Source organism: Rhodanobacter sp. FW106-HT46G03, assembly GCF_058789895.1.
This window is the reverse complement of the sequence record NZ_JBYTCC010000001.1, coordinates 448,454-463,762: the sequence shown is the minus strand read 5'-3', so window position 1 is coordinate 463,762 and position 15,309 is coordinate 448,454. Positions and strand designations below refer to the sequence as shown.

Genomic DNA, 15,309 nt, shown 5'->3' with positions numbered 1-15,309 from the left:
AGTCGGGCCAGTATTTGCGAGGAAGCCATGGCGCTGCCGGTGAGTAAGGATGTGCGACGGTGTAGCCGTGACTTTCAGCCATGCAACGGTCTACGTCGGCAGCAAACGTGGAATAGGGCGTAACCATTACATACCGTGAGTAGCAGTCGTACCACACGTTACCGAGCTGGTAAGGATCAGCCCCCTGCTTGACCCAACGGGGCGGAGGGTCTTGCGGCCAGCCGTACTTCATGGCCCAGCAAACCGGCATGTACGCATCAGCCACGCAATTCCCACCGGGATCAAGGACGGATGAACTCAAACCCGGTGGTTCTCCGTCAGGTGCACGGAAGCCAATCTGTAGCATGCAAATTTGCATACCAACTGCCATAGGCCCCGAAATTCCTAACGAATTTCCATAGTTGAAACAGTCCCTAAGCGCCTGCTCCCGCTCTACCGCCGTCGAAGGCCGACCGTCATAGATCGAGAACATGTCCACGGCTGGCTTGACTGATTGTGGGTTCAAGCACCCCGCCAGCAGCATGAACCCCACTATCGCCAGACCGTACCTTGCCCCCTTGGTAACGCCGCCGCTCACTGCAAACATTGTGGCGCCCCTCCGGTCAGGGCCAGGCAGCGTTGCTGCGCGGGTGTCAGAGCCTTCCTGGACGTGCCGTTGGCGTTCGATGCCGCGCCTGCTGGCGACGTCGACAGGTTCGGTGTTTGGTTGGAACCTGGCGCAAACGTCGGCACATTGGTGGATGCGGCCCCGTTGACTGGCAGCCCATTCATCGAGGCCATCGCTGATCCCAGGTTGACAGCGGCCCCTGATGGCCACGTCAGCAACGCGATGTTGGGATTCCACGCAGTAGAGCCCGCCACCGAGATCGACGAGAAGGTGAGCGTGTAGGCGCCGGGCGTGCCGCTTGCCGGGAAGGCCGCAAAGGTTCGATCGCCGCCATCCCACCAATCGAATGTCTGAATCGGAGTTCCCGATGGGAAATCGGGCGCCTTTGCAAACACAGGAACCCCACCCGGCACCAAGGTGTTCCCCGACGGCCCCCACGGGTATCTCGTCTGTCCATTGTTCGTGGCTACGGGTGTCACCAGCGAGCTATAGCCGATGTCGGAGTGGTTCGAGGTGCCCGACACCGAGCTCGACACCAGCCCCACGCCGCTGGCCCCATAGGTGAACGGAGGCACCTCGAACATGCCGTTCGGGTCGCCGCCCGTCGATGGGTTGTTCCCGATGAACCAGGATCGCGCCACCGGATCGTTGACGTTGGCCGAATACACCACGCCGGCATTGAGCCCCAGTGTATTGGCCGCCGCCTGGAACGTCGCCGCGTTGGCCGCGGGCTCGGCCAGCATCACCAGCGTTGGCGTGCTGCCGTTGACGTTGCTCCAGTCGCTGGGGTTTTGCTCCATCGACAACGCCAACTGGGATGTGCCATCGCTGTGGGCCATCGGCAGCAGCGCGAGCCCGGTGCCGAAGCCGCTGCTGCCTTGGTTGATCTGGTTGACCTGGCCCGCGATGTTTGCCGCCAATTCGGCTCCCGCCGTCGTACCCAAGTCACCACCGGCATGGTTGGCATTGAGGCTGTTCCAGAAGCCGGCCAGCAAGCTGCCAAGCGTGCTCACTTGCGGCGAGTAAACATTCAAGACCACCGTATTCTCTGCGCCAGCGGGCGTGGTAGTGAGTACGGCCAGATCGCCCGCATTGTTGCCGGCCAGTTCCTTATCGTTGTTGATGCCATTTATGAAGGCGTCGAGCTTGGTGCCCGGCACGATACCGTAGGCGCCAGACAGCTTCTCCGTCGCGCATGACTTGCTGCCCGAAACGATGGCGCAACTCACCACGCGCTGCACCGCAGCCAGTGCATCCTTCAACGCCCCCTGATTCGCCGCCCAGACCCCCGCGTTGAACAACAGGTTGTTCCCCGTCTGCTCGTTGGCCGCGCTCCACTCCAGCGCCACCACATCGGGTGCGGTTGCCTGCGTGTTGGTAGTCGTCTGCGCATTGGCTTCCAAGCTGGCCAGCGTCTGGGCCGTGTCCGACGATGCATCGCGTACCTGAATCGCCCCCGCACTGATCGCACTGAGCGTCTGCCCCGACGATGAGCTCGAGGCGCTGCCGCTATTCATCAGGTTCTGGATCACCGCCTTGGTGGCCCCATACCTGCCGCCGTTGGCGGCGAGGTAGTTGTTGTTGCCGGGGTCGCCGTCGAGGTTTTGCCCAAAGGTGGCGCCGGTGTTGAGGCTTGCGCCCAGTCCCATGCTGTCCGCCGAGCCGGAGCTGTGGTTCTGGATGGTGCTGGCCGTGAGCGTGCCGGTGCTCAGGGTATTGCGGTTGGCGGCGATGGCGGTTGGGCTGGAGGTGATCAGCGCGCCTATCAGGTTCGTGTCGCCGCCCACGGCAAGCTGGTAACCGCCGTCGCCCGCTTCGATGCCGGTTTGCTGCGCCACGTTGGCGTAGTCGGAGTGCGAGCTGGAGTGCCCGTACGACGCGCTGACCGAGGCGCCATACCCGATCGTGGCGCTGGCGCTCACGCTGGTCTGGGTGCTGTGCGACTGCTCCGTATCCTGCAGGCTCTGTAGCGTCAGGTTGCCGCCCACGTTGCCGATCACCTGATTGCCCTGCATGACCGCACCGGCCAGCGTGGTGTCGTTGCCGGAGACAAACTGCAAAGTCTTGCCTGCCGTCACCGTGCTGTTGGCCTGTTGCACGCTGTCGGTGTTGGCGTTGCCGTGGGCCATCGCCGCGCTCACGGTCACGCCGAGGGCCATGCCGTTTTGCCCGAACGAGGCCGCTACTCCCACGCTGCCAGACTCGCTGTGGTTGGTGGTGGTGGTGGTGGTGGTGGTGTAGGTGTTTTGCGCCGAGGTCACATTGAGATTGTGCTGCGCAACGAGAGTGCCATCTTGCATGGCCAGGATGTGCGACCCGGTGGCATTCAGATCACCGGCTGTGCCATTCCCACCGCGTGCCATGAGCATAACGTTTTGCCCGCTCACCGTGCTCTCCACCGCTTGTGTCGCATCAGTCACCGAGTGCGAGGTGGATTTGGTCTGGCCATAAGTCAGCGACACGCTCAAGCCGGCACCGCTCGCGCCACTGCCGAACTGCTGGGCCAAACCCCGTGCCGCTTGATAACCCTGATACCCGGCGATCGCCGCGTTGGCGGCGACCATAGTGTTCACGCGGCCATCGTGGGCTTGGCTCGCAGTACGCATCAGCTGTTGCCCGGTCTCCAGTGAACTGGCCAGCGCGCCGATCGCGCCACCACCCACCGCCACGGTCAACCCGCTTTGTTTGAACAGCGTGTCGGTCATCTGGTGCCCACTTTCCGCACCGGCAGTGATATTAATGTTGCCTGCCAACACATTCACGTCACCGTGTTGGGACAGTAGGGAACTGGCAACTTGGGTATACCCGGTCGCGGCATGGACGTTGACATCGCCGTCGACCGTGCCGATGAGCGAACCATTCAACAGCGTACTGTCGCTGCCTGTCGTAACTTGTTGCGTGCGATGACCAATGGTGAAACCGATGCCGCCACCACTCAGGAATCCGCTGGTTTCGACCGTCTTCTGGTAATCCTCGTGGCGCGTATCGGTGGCCGCCAGCACGTTGATGGCACCGCCGGAATTCAGTGCAACGCCGTTGGAGCCCACTACCGTGGCGCCCTGCAAGGTCATGTCGCTACCCGATTGCAGGTTGACCGTGTTGCCGTTCACCACGGTACCGACGGCATGCGTGGTGGTGACGTTATCGGTGACGGCCGTGGTCGTGCTGTGCAGGAATCCACCGCTGTGACTCACGGATTGATAGGTGCTAGCGCTGTGCTCGTCGGCCGTCCCTAAATTCAGGGTGCCACCGGCCAGAAGGTTCACCGCGCCGTTGTCGCTTCCCAGCGTGGCAGCTTCGGTGGAGAGATCGTGGCCTGCCGACACCGCTACGCCGGCGGTACCGGTGAGGGCAGTGCCACGCACGATCTGGTCAGATTGGCCAGTGCTGACGATGATGTGGCCCTGGAAACCCTGTGTGAGGCGCGTGGTGCTGTCGGTGACCGCGGCGAGGTTGACGTCGTGGCCGGCGGCAAGGTTCAGCGTGGTGCCGGTGAGTTGGGCGCCTTGGCTGAGTACGTCGTGGCCGGCCAGCAGGGTCAACGCACCGCCAGCCGTAAGGGTGCTCACGGTGTGCGTGGCGGTTTCCACGCTGTTCTGCGTAATGCCGGTACGGTTGGTGCTGCCGACGGCCAACAGGCTGAGGTCGCGGCCGGCCAGCAACTGAGCGTCGCTACCGGCGCGGATCGCCGTGGCTGTGGCAGTGAGGTCACGGCCTGCGGCCAGGCTGAGGCTGCTGCCAGCTAGCACCGGGGCCATGTCCAGCGAAAGATCCCGGCCGGCCGCCATCGACAGATTGCCACCCGCCGTGATGCTGCCTGGAAGCGGGAGGCTGGTCAGGGCCACGGGACCCGTCGAGGTGCCCAGGCCCGGCAGCGCCACCGCGCCCAGGCCTTGCGCCACGCTTACCCCGCTCAGCACGTCGTTCCCGGCCACCAGGCTCACATTGCCGCCGGCCTGGAGCGTGCCGCCATTCAAGATGTTCTGCGCGGCGTTGATACTGAGATCGTTGCCGGCACTGATCGTGCCGCTGTTGAGCAAGTTGCCGGCCATGAGCTGGGCGTTCTGGCTGGCGGCGATGCGGCCGTTGTTGGTGAGGTCACCGCTGGCCGTGAGAATCACGTCCTTGCCGGCAATGGTGGCGCCACTGGCCGCGAGGTTCCTGGCGCTGGCCGCGCTCAGGTACACCACCGGCTCCAGCACCTGGTGGCCGTCCACCGTCACGTTCACCAGCCACACGATGTCCTGCGTCAAGCTGGCCATCTGCGCCGGTGTCAGCGCCACGCCTACCGACAGGTCGAACTGCTTGGCCACATCCACCGCGTTGCTCATCAGCGTGCGGTACTGATCCAGCGCGTCGGTGTTGTCGGCCAGATAACGGCGGCCGGTCAGGTCGGTGATCTGGCTCAGCACCAGTTGCTGCTCATAGAAGCCGTCGCCCAAACGCTGCTGGGTTTGCGCCGGATTCAAGCCCAGTTGCTGCAACAGGTAGTTGCTGCTGATGAAGTTGTCGTACTGGGTGAACTGCGGGTTGGTTTCCACCAGGAACGGACTGTCGGGTTGCACGTTGATGGTGTACAGGCCCGGCTGCGGCAGATGCACGCTGGCGTCGGGGCCGACCAGGGTGGAGACCACCTGCGGCGCGGCCGATGCCGGTTGGCTGGGTGCGGGAACGCTGGCGTTGACCGACGCGGTGTTGGTGGATGCCGCCGCCTGGGCAGCCGTACCAACGGGAGAGCTTGCTCCACTCAAGCCGAGGCCCTGCGCCGACGCGGCACCCGGCGCCGACGCGCCACCGAGGGTGCGCGCCGCCGCGAGGCCGAGCGAACCACCGCTCGCCACGCCGGGCACACTGCCCACGGTCACGCTGCCGGTGCCACCGCTGGTACCGCTGACGTTACCCACCACAACCGCACCCGCACCGGCCACGGACGACCCCGCGCTGTTGCTGCCCAGACCGATGGCGCTCTGCACTGGCTGGCCGTTGGCGCCGACGGCGGTGTTGCTGATGCTGTGGGCAGTGATGCTGACCGTGTTGCCAGCGCTCATGACCGCCGGCGCATCCTGGCCGGGATTGTAGGAAACCCAACCCGGCGCCTGCCCCGGCGCCAGCGAAATTGTGTTGCTGGACGTGCTGGAGCCGTAACTGACCCATGGCCCACCGATCCACGCGCGGCTGGGGCTCCATACCAGGATCTGGGTGCCGGTCTGGTCGTCGACGGTGGTCTGCACGGTGGCGGTGGGTTCGAACGCCACGTTCTGCACCGCTGCGTTCGCCGCGCTGCCGCTCTGGCCGTTGATAATGAGGTTGTTACCCGCCGCGATGGTCGACTTGTCGTTGAGCACCGAGCCGTTGAGCGTGATGTTGTCGCCGGCCACCAGCTTGCTCTGGGCACTGGTGGCGGCAAGCTGCTGCACAGCCGTCACGGTCGAGGTGTAAACCCCTTGGAAGGTGTCCGGCTGACCGATGCCGAAGGGATAGCCGTCGCAGCGTTGGTAGCCGCTGTTGGCGCTGTTGAAGCTGTTGCAGAAGCTGTTGACGTTGGCGTATTCCGCTGCACCGATCACCTGGGCGGCGGTGATGTTCGGCACCTGGTGATTCGGGTCGGTGTCGAAATAGGCGTAGCGCGACAGGGTGACGCTGGTCGTGTTCTGCGCCTGCTCCGCGGCGGTCAGATTGACGGTGGTGGTGTTGAACACCCGCCGCTGGTTGGTGAACTGGTGGGCAGTGATCGTGATGCCACCGTTGGCCTCAATGTCACCGGAGAGGTTGGTCACGGCTTGGCTGCCGCCGCCGCTGACATCGGCGGCGATGGTGAGGTGGCCGAGGGTGAAGATCGTGGCATCGCGATTGAGCAGCGCGCCGCCAACGTACAGGTCGATGCCGTTTGCGGCTGCGATTAGCGCGCTTTGATACGCATTGTTGCCGGTGACTGGGCCGAGATCGCTGCCGTTGGTGAGCGCGCCGGCGGTGACCGTGAGGGCGCCGCCAATGATGTTGGCGGTGTTGGTCAGCGACCCCGTGGTGAGCGTGATGGTGCCGCCTTCGATGCTGCCCTCGTTGCTGAGCGCGCCGCTCGTGGTCAGCACGGTGGCTGCGCCATTGAGCGTGGCGCCCGTCGCGTTGTCGATGTTGGCCGCGTTGACGGTGAGTTGGTCCACCGCCTGCAAGGTGGCACCGGCGGCGTTGTGGAAATCGCCGGTCAGGTTGAACGCGAGGTTGCGGTTGGCGCTGAGCTGGCTGGCGAGGGTATTCGTGTAGCCACCAGCCAGGGAAAGCGTCAGATCCTGGCCGGCGGCGATCTTGCCCAATGCGGTGGTGCTGCCCAGGGTCAGGGCGACGCTCTGGTTGGCGGCCAGCGTGCCGCCGGCGTTGTCGACCGCGGCCAGCTCCAGTGCCAGGTTGCCGCCCGATTGCAGCGAGCCCTGTGCATTCTTCAGGCTGGCACTGCCGTTGGCCCAGCCGAGATCGCCCGCCGCGTATACGCTGCCGGCAGTGTTGTTCAAGCTGCCGAGACCGAGTGTCAGCGCCTGTCCGGCCACCAGCTTGCCGGATTGGCTGTTGTCCAGGCTCGTGGCCGACAGCGTGACCGCGCCTTGGCCACCGAGGGCACCGCCGTGGTTGACGGCGTCCTGCGTGAAAGCGAACGCGCTGGCACCCTGCCCCACGTTGGCGATGCGGCCGGCGGTGTTGTCCAGGCTTGCCGCACGCACGACCAAGCTGGCAGCGCTGTCGCCGCTGCCGGCCTCGATGCGGCCGTTGCGGTTGCCCAGCGCCCCACCGCTGGTGACGGAAGCCGCGCCCTGTGCCTGCAGCGCGCCGCCGTCGTTGGTGAGCTGGTTTTGTGTGCTGACGCCCAGCGTGCTGCCGGCATAGACCTGGCCTGCGTTGACGAGGCTGCCGGCGTTTACCGTGGTCGCACCATTGCCGCCGATGAAGCCGCCAGCCCCATTGGTCAAGGCGCCCGTGGCCGTGAGGCTCAACGACTGCGCATCGGTGACCTTGACGTAGCCCGCGGTGTTGTCCAGCGAGCCGGCGGCGAGCCGGAGTGCGCCACCGGACTGGATCGTGCCGCCGCCCGTGTTGGTCAACGCCTGCGCGACGGTGAGGCCGAGATTCCGGCCAACCAGCGTGCCGCCCACGTTGTCGAAGCTGCCCGCCGAAGCCGTGACATCGCCCGCGACGCTCAGCAGGCCGCCGTCATTGCCGAGCACGCCGCCGGTCTGCAGCGCGAGCGCGCCGTTGCCCGCGATCTTGCCGCCGGTGTTGCTCAGGTTGCCCAATGTCGTGATGCCCAGGGTGCCGTCGCCGGCGTCCTGGATCGCACCGGCGGCATTGTCGACCGACGCCGCGGAAACCGTGAGGTTGCGTGCGTTCGTCGCGAAGATGCCGTTCGGGTTGACGAAGGCGCCGGCCAGCGCAAGCGCCAGGTCGCCGGTGCCCGTCTGGATCAGCGTGCCGTAGCCGTTGTCGAGGGAGGCCATCGACAGCGCAAGCGTCAAGCCGCTGATGGTGCCGCCCTGCACCGCCGCAGTGCCGCCATTGATCAGGCTGCCCGGTGTGCGGATGGATACCGTCCCGTTGGTGGCCAGGTTGCCGCCGACGTTCGTCACGTTGCCTTGGCTGGCGGACAACGTGATGTTTCCGCCCGCACGCGTCTGGCTACCGGAGAGGTCGACGGCCCGGCCGGTGAAGACCAGGTCCCCGGCGGCCATCGCGCGACCTTGCGAGGCCAGGTTTCCCGTCGCCGCCACATCGAGCACGCCCGACGTACCCAGCGCGCCGTTGCCCTGCAAACCCGCGGCCAGGGTGCCGTCGCCCGCCAGGCTGCCCACGGCAAGCATGGTGTTGACGGCGGATGCCAACACGCCGGTGTTGGTCAACACGCCAGCGACGTCCCAGTCGACGTTGCCTGCCGCATACGTCGTGCCGCTGTTGCCGGCATTGCCCTGCGTCGCCACGTTGAGCGCCGCATCGCTGCGCAGCACGCCCGCGTTGGCCACGCTGGCAGCGGCAAGCTGCAGGCCCTGCCCGCCGTACAGCATGCCGGCGTTGGAGAAGCCGCCGCCCAGTTGCAAGGTAGTCAGCGCGGCACCGTACAACGTGCTGCCGGCCATGGAGTCGAATGCCCCCGTGCCTGCAACGGACAAGTTGCCGCCGGATTGGATGACGCCGGCATTGCTGAGCAGCAACGCGGTATCAGCGCTGAGGTTGCCTGCCGCCAGCAGCAGGCCCGGCGCCGCGTTGGTCAAGGTGGTGTTGTGGCTGATCGTCAGCACGCCGCCCGACTGCACGCGGCCGCGGTTGTCGATCGCGGCGGCCTGCAGCGTGGTGTCGCCGGCACTCTGCATCTGGCCGCTGTTGCCCACGTCGGCACCCGCCAGGCGCAACGTGCCGCCGGTGACGACCTGGCCGGCATTGCTCAGCGTGCCGCTGGTATCCAGCTGCATGTTGCCGTTGGCGCTGAAGGTGCCTTGGTTGGTCAGCGCGCTCGCCGACATCACGACGTCGCCGTGGTCAGCCTGCAGGATGCCGCTGTTGCCGGCACTTCCCTGCGCGACGAGGTTCACGCCCTGCGTGGCCTCCAGCGTGCCCGCGTTGGCAAAGCTGCCCACCCGGAAGCCGATGCCCTGGCCGCTGTAGATGTCGCCAGTGGACGCGGAGCTGAAAGTACGCGCGGCCTGCACCATCAATCCGCCGTCGATGGCGTAAAGCTTGCCGCTGTTGGTGAGATCCGTGCCACTTGCCAGATTCACCCCTTGCTGTGCCTGGATGGCACCACGGCTGACGACGTCACCCGCGCTGGTCAGGGACAGGGCGCCTCCACTGCGCAGCGTGCCAGCATTGTCCACGCTGCCCACCGACAGCGTGCTGGTGCGGGCGGAGTACAGCGTGCCGGCGTTGGTCAGCGCCTGGCCGAGCGTTAGGTTGAAATCCTGCCCGGCGTACAGCGTGGCATTGGCGGCATTGGTGAGCGAGGTGGCCTGTGTCAGGGTGAAGTTGCCACCCGCTTGCAGTACACCCGCATTGTCGACGCCGCCGGTTTCGCCCACAGTGAGTGTGCCGGCCGCGAGGATTTGCCCCGTGCCGGCGTTGCTCAGCGTGATGCCACTGAGCGCAGCATTGCCCTTGGCATTGACCGTGCCTTCGTTGTCCACAGCGACCGCGGACAAGGCAAGGTCGGTGCCGGCCTGGATCTGCCCGCCGACCTGGTTGTCGAAACTGCCCGACGACAGGCCCATCGCCTGGCCGCTGATCAGCACGCCGCTGTTTTGCGCGGCCTGGCCAACCTGCCATTGCAAAGACTGGGCGGCGCTGAGCGTGCCCGCGTTGGCCAACGATGACGCACTGATGGTGATGCCGGACTGGTCGGATTGCAGCGTGCCGCTGTTCGCCAACGCGCCGCCCACGGTGATGCCGGCCGCCTGCCGTGCCTCGATGCCTCCGGCGCTGGTCAACGACGCGGCGTTGAGCGTGAGGCCCTGGCCGCTGTAGATGTCACCGCTGCCCTGGTTGGTGAACGCGCCGCTCAGCGTGGCGAGCCAGAGGCCACCCAGCGCATGCAGCTTGCCGCCGTTGTTCAGTGCGCCGCCGCTCAGCGTCAACGCGCCGCCCGCCTCGACAGTGCCGGCGGTCACCAATTGCGCCGCCGTCATCCCGATGGCGCCACCGGCGATCAGGGTACCGGTGCTGCTGAGGCCGTTGCCGGCACTGAGGGTCGCGTCGCCACTCGCACCCAGCGTGCCGGTGCTGACCAGCGTGCCGGCGGCAAGCGTGAGGTTGCCCGCCGTGGTTTGCAGCGCGCCGCCGTTGGTGAGCGAGGCGGCATGCCGCAGATCCAGGTTGCCGCCCGCCTGCAACACGCCGGCATTGCTCACGTCGCCGGTCTGGTTGAGCGTGAAGGTGCCCGCGGCAAGCCACTGTGCACCCGCCGCATTCGTCAGCGCGGTGCCGGACGACGCGGCGTTGCCATTGATGTTGATCGCGCCCGCGTTGCCCAGCGTGGTGGCCGAGAAGGCCGCGTCGCTGCCACTTTGGATTTGCCCTCCGGCTTGGTTGTCGAACGAGCCTGCCGACAGGTTGAAGACTTGGCCACTGACCAGTACGCCGCCGTTCCGTGCCGCACCACCCGCCTGAAGTTGCAGGTTGCGCTGTGCGCTGAGCGTGCCGGTGTTGGCGAGGCTCGCGGCCTGCAGCGCGATGTCGGCCTGATCGGATTGCAACGTGCCGCTGTTGGTGAAGCCGCCGGCGAGGGTGATCGCGTTGCCCTGCCGGGCCTCGATGCTGCCTGCATTGGCCAGCGAGGCCGCCGTCACCACGACGTTCCGGCTGCCGTAGATGGCGCCACCACCCTGGTTGGCGAAGCCGCCGCTCAACGCGGCCGTCCATGCGCCGTCGAGGGCGTACAGCTTGCCGCTGTTCGTCAGCGCATCGCCGCGGAGACCCAGGGTGCTGCCTGCTTGCACGATGCCGGCGGTGTTCAGGCTCGACGCCGCCAGCGTCACGGCACCCTCGGCAACCAAGGTGCCGGTGCTGGTCAGGGTGGTGGCGACGTTCAACGCCGCATCGCCGCCGACCGCCAGGCTACCGGTGTTTTCAAGGCTGCCGGCGGTCAGGTTGAAGTTGCCGGCATCCACGGCAAGGCTGCCGCTGTTGGTGGCGCCGCCGCCGACCTGCAGCGCCATGCCCTGCGCCGACTCCAGCTTGCCGGCGTTGGCAAACGCAGCGCCGGACAGGTTGATCGGCCCGCTGGCGTACACGGTGCTGCCGGCGGAGCCGGTGATCGCACCCTGCGCCTGCACGGTGAACGCGCCGCCTTGCGCTTCGATCTCGCCGCCGTTGGCCACCGCGCCCGTGGCGGAAAGCGTGATCGCGTGGTTGCCGTAGAGCACGCCCTGGTTGGTGAAATCGCCACTGCCGAGGTCGACGGCTCCGCCGGCGGCAAGCGTGCCTTGGTTGGCCAGCGCTTGCGCAGCCCGAATCGTGAGGTTGCCGGTGGCAGTGGTCTTGCCGCCCAGCACGACCTGACCGGCACTGGTCAGTGTCAGGTCGCCGCTGCCGGCAATGATCTCGCCGCGGCTGTTGACGCCCAGGCCCACCTCGGTGCCGACCAGACGGATGGCATTGGCATACATGCCGCCCAGCGCCGAGACATCGAGCGCCACGTTCGGCGTTGCCCCGGTGGGGCTCAGCGGCTGAGTGGCAAGCGTGGTGAAGTCGATCCGGTTGGGGCCGGTGACGACGTTGAGCCGATGTGCCCACACGCCGGCGTTGATCGCCACGGCGCGCGCGAGCAGATCCACCTGATCGGTGGTGGCGGCAGGCAGGCCCGGCCCGTCGATGGTGATCGTGCCGCCGGTCACCGCCAGGCCGCTGAGCGAGCCATCGCCGGCAAACAAGGGCCGGCCGGTGGTCAACGTGCCGCGCGGCGCATTGATGAAGCCGCAGCCGTTGCAACTGATACCGTTGGGGTTGGCCACCACCACCTGTGCGGCGCGGCCGGCCACTTCCATGGCACCGTTCAACTGGCTCGGCGTGGTGGAGGTCACTTCGTTGAGGATCAGCGATGCCGCCTGGCCGATGCCAAGGTTGGCATTGCCGCCGATGTAGCCGGCCAGTTGCGTATTGCTGATGCCGGCGCTGTTGTTGAGGATGAGACCGTTGCTGCCGACGTTGAACTGTTGATAGGTGTTGTGCGACAGCCCGGCACCGTTGGGTGCGGCGATGTCGACCACCGGCACGCCGTTGGGCGCGGCAATGACGCTGGTGCGCGTGCCGCCGTCGGCAACGGTTTGCGCCTGTGCCAGCGGCCCGCCGAGCGCCAGGCTCAATGCGGCCCACAACGCATGCCGACGCAGGGAACGCCGCCAGGCGACGCGACCCATCGAGGTACCCCTGGTCTTGTGCGGTTGCGCGTGCTGCATGGTGATGCTCCCTGATGAAATCTGTCGCACCGACGCGAGACATGGCCGCGCCCGGCGGCGCCATGCGGGTCAGTAGGTGTAAATCCATTGCATGCCGGCGCTCGGGCGACGCACCGGAAAACCGTGCGGCGCCGCAAGCGGCCAACCGGCGAACACATCCCAGGCCAAGCCGTAGCGCGCGCCACGTATGCCGACCACGGCACCGCTCAAGCGGTGGCTGCCGAAGCCGCGCAAGGCGTCGCCGCCGACCCGGCCCAGGTCCACGCCGCCATAAAGCTGGGCGCTGCTGCCACCCAGCGGCAAGCTGAGTGTGTTGCGCCAGTAGTAGCCATGCCGGCCGGCGAGCGCACTGTTGCCGTCGTACCCGCGCACCGTGTAGCGGCCGCCGATGGCCAAATCGTCCTCGGCATAGAGCGTGTCGCCGGTGGCCTGCACGCGCAGCTCGGAAAGCCACGCCAACGGTACGGAAAACACCTGGAACGGTGTGCTCAGGCCAGCGTCCAGCGTGGCAAAGCCGTAGCGGTTGCTGGGACCGCCTGCAACACTGGGTCGCCATTGCCCGCCCAGCCACGGCACCCCCCAGCGATAGGCAAGGCGCAGGTCGAGTTGTGAGCGGCCGAGGTAGCGGCGCTGGATCAGCGCCAGTTCTGCCGAGGTCACCTGCCGATGCTGGGTCTGGATCTGCACGCTGTCGATGTAGCTGCGTTCGCCGCGCGTGGTGAGCGTCGCTTCCAGCGCGGTGCGGCTGTGCGCATCGCGATGCAGCAGGCGCGTGGCGCTGGTGGACGTGGTGTTCGAGGTCCCGGTGTAGGCAAACCACTGCACCGCGCCGTAGATCGTCTGCCGATAGCCGTAGCGCATGGACGCCAGGGCAAAGGTCCAGTTGCCCCACGGCACGCTGTACTGGAAACGGCTGCCCTGGGTGCCCTGGCTGCGGCTGAGGTCCCCGAGGCTGTGGGTATAGCCGACGCTCAGCAGATCGTTGATGCCCAACGGCTGATCGATAGCGAGGGTGAGGCCGCCCTGTTCCTTGCCGGTGCTGTCGGCACCACTGTCATCGAGATTGGCGACGACGCGCCAGCGCTTGCCGCGCGTGACGGTGAGCACCAGGTCGGAGGTGCCCGGACGCGCGCCGGGAGCGATGTCGATCTTCGCGTCCTGCGCGGGCACGCGCTTGAGCTGTTCAAGGCCTTGTTCGATCGCACGCAGGTTCAGCACGTCGCCGGGACGGATCGGCAAGGCGCTGCGCCAGTCCACCGCGGCCGAACCCGGCGCAAGACGCACCGCCGCAACCGTGCCGGCCAGCAGCACCACACGCAGATGGCCGGTGGCGAGGTTCTGCTCCGGAACCACCAAGCGGCTGGTGACATAGCCGCGGGCCAGCAGCAAATCCGATGCCCGGTGCGCCAGCAGGCGCAATCCCTGCTGCCCGAGGCAACGATGGCGATAGCCGTCGAGATACTTCTGCAGAAAGCCGAAGCCCTCGCGATGTGCACCTTCCAGCCGCACTGTGTCGACGCGGAAACACGGGGTTTCCGCCGGAACCGTCGTCAGGTGGTAATCGCTCCCCGCCGCGGTCGGCAACCGCACGTCCGGCGCGAGGCGCAACGCCTCGCGCTGTTGTGCCTGCTGCCGCGCGCCCTCGTGCTGCGCCTGCTGAACCGAAGCCGTTTGCGCCCACGACGCGGGCGCAGCCGCACTGGCCGCCACCGCAAGCACCCATACCCCTGTGCGATACCACGCGCACACACCCGTACGGCGCGTACCGTCGTTGCTCATCACCATCCTGTGACCCTTCCCGCCCGTCGAAATCCGGTTTCCTACCACCCTTGGTGCGGACCGACGCGATCATAGCCACCACCCGTGCGTGGCGTACAGGACTTGCACCACATCTGGCTGTAGGCGCTGGGCTAACGCTCAGCGTGAAGTCCGCAAGTACGCCGGGCTCCCCGGCGGCGCCGGCGGGGGTGCGCAGCCGTAGCGCTCGACGGTGGCGGTGATCGCATCGGGATCGACGTGGTGCGCGATGCGTTCGCGGGCAGTCATGCCGCGCCAGGCATCGACGTCCACGCAGTGCGGGTCGACTGCACCGGCCAAGGTGCCGATGAAGCGCACGACGCCGGCGGCGCCCTGGGTGCGCGGGTCGGCCATGGCGATCAGTGGCGCACCATGCGCCGGCTCGCGACTGCCCGGCAGGCGTGGACGCGAGTGTTGCCATTCCGGTGCGGCAAGGCGGCGGCGGCCGGGCACGTAATCGGGCGCAGGCAACGGTGTAGAAAGCGGATGCGCAGCGGGCGCCGCGACGAACGGCCTCGTGCTGGCGGATGCGGCAACCGGCGCCACCGCCTGCACCGTGCGGATTGCACGGGTCGCACGCGCCCGGGTTACCGACTTTGCGCGCGCCACTGCCGTGGCCGGTGCCGGATGCCGCGGCATCGCCGGCATCCGGGGTAGCCAGCGCACCTGCAAGGCACTGCGAGTATCCACGGCCACTCGCCCTGCCGACCGCTGCCGAAATGCCGCAGGCCTCAGCAGCAACATCAACAGCCCGGCATGCCATGCCACGACGACTGCCACGGCCACCGCGCGTCGGGCAGACAGCCCTTCGCGGATTCGATCAACCCGAGCAAACCCGATGGCGTTCGATATGCGGCGGCCCACCTTCCCTGTGCTGGCAAGACGTGCAGCAGACCGGTCAGCCGCCACTTGGTTCCCACCGCGCACGGGATCAACGTTCCGGTTGAGCCGCCCCCGCATTCGCCACCCGTGCGCAGGCAC

Annotated in this window: 3 protein-coding genes; all 3 read right to left on the bottom strand. The window is 67.0% G+C overall.

The annotated features are described in order from the left end of the window. Positions 1-573: 573 nt before the first annotated feature. The 3 genes from AC3WP6_RS01840 to AC3WP6_RS01830 all read right to left on the bottom strand — a co-directional run bounded on the left by AC3WP6_RS01840 (position 574) and on the right by AC3WP6_RS01830 (position 15,018). Positions 574-12,531: a two-partner secretion domain-containing protein gene (locus AC3WP6_RS01840; protein ID WP_492626092.1), complete on the bottom strand. Its 11,958-nt coding sequence runs from the start codon at positions 12,529-12,531 to the stop codon at positions 574-576. A gap of 69 nt (positions 12,532-12,600) precedes the next feature. Further along, positions 12,601-14,310, bottom strand: coding sequence for a ShlB/FhaC/HecB family hemolysin secretion/activation protein (locus tag AC3WP6_RS01835; RefSeq protein WP_492626091.1), 1,710 nt, complete (start codon positions 14,308-14,310; stop codon positions 12,601-12,603). 138 nt (positions 14,311-14,448) lie between these two features. Next, positions 14,449-15,018 carry a hypothetical protein gene (locus AC3WP6_RS01830; RefSeq protein WP_492626090.1) on the bottom strand — a complete coding sequence of 190 codons (570 nt, stop codon included), beginning with the start codon at positions 15,016-15,018 and terminating at the stop codon, positions 14,449-14,451. Positions 15,019-15,309 lie beyond the last annotated feature (291 nt).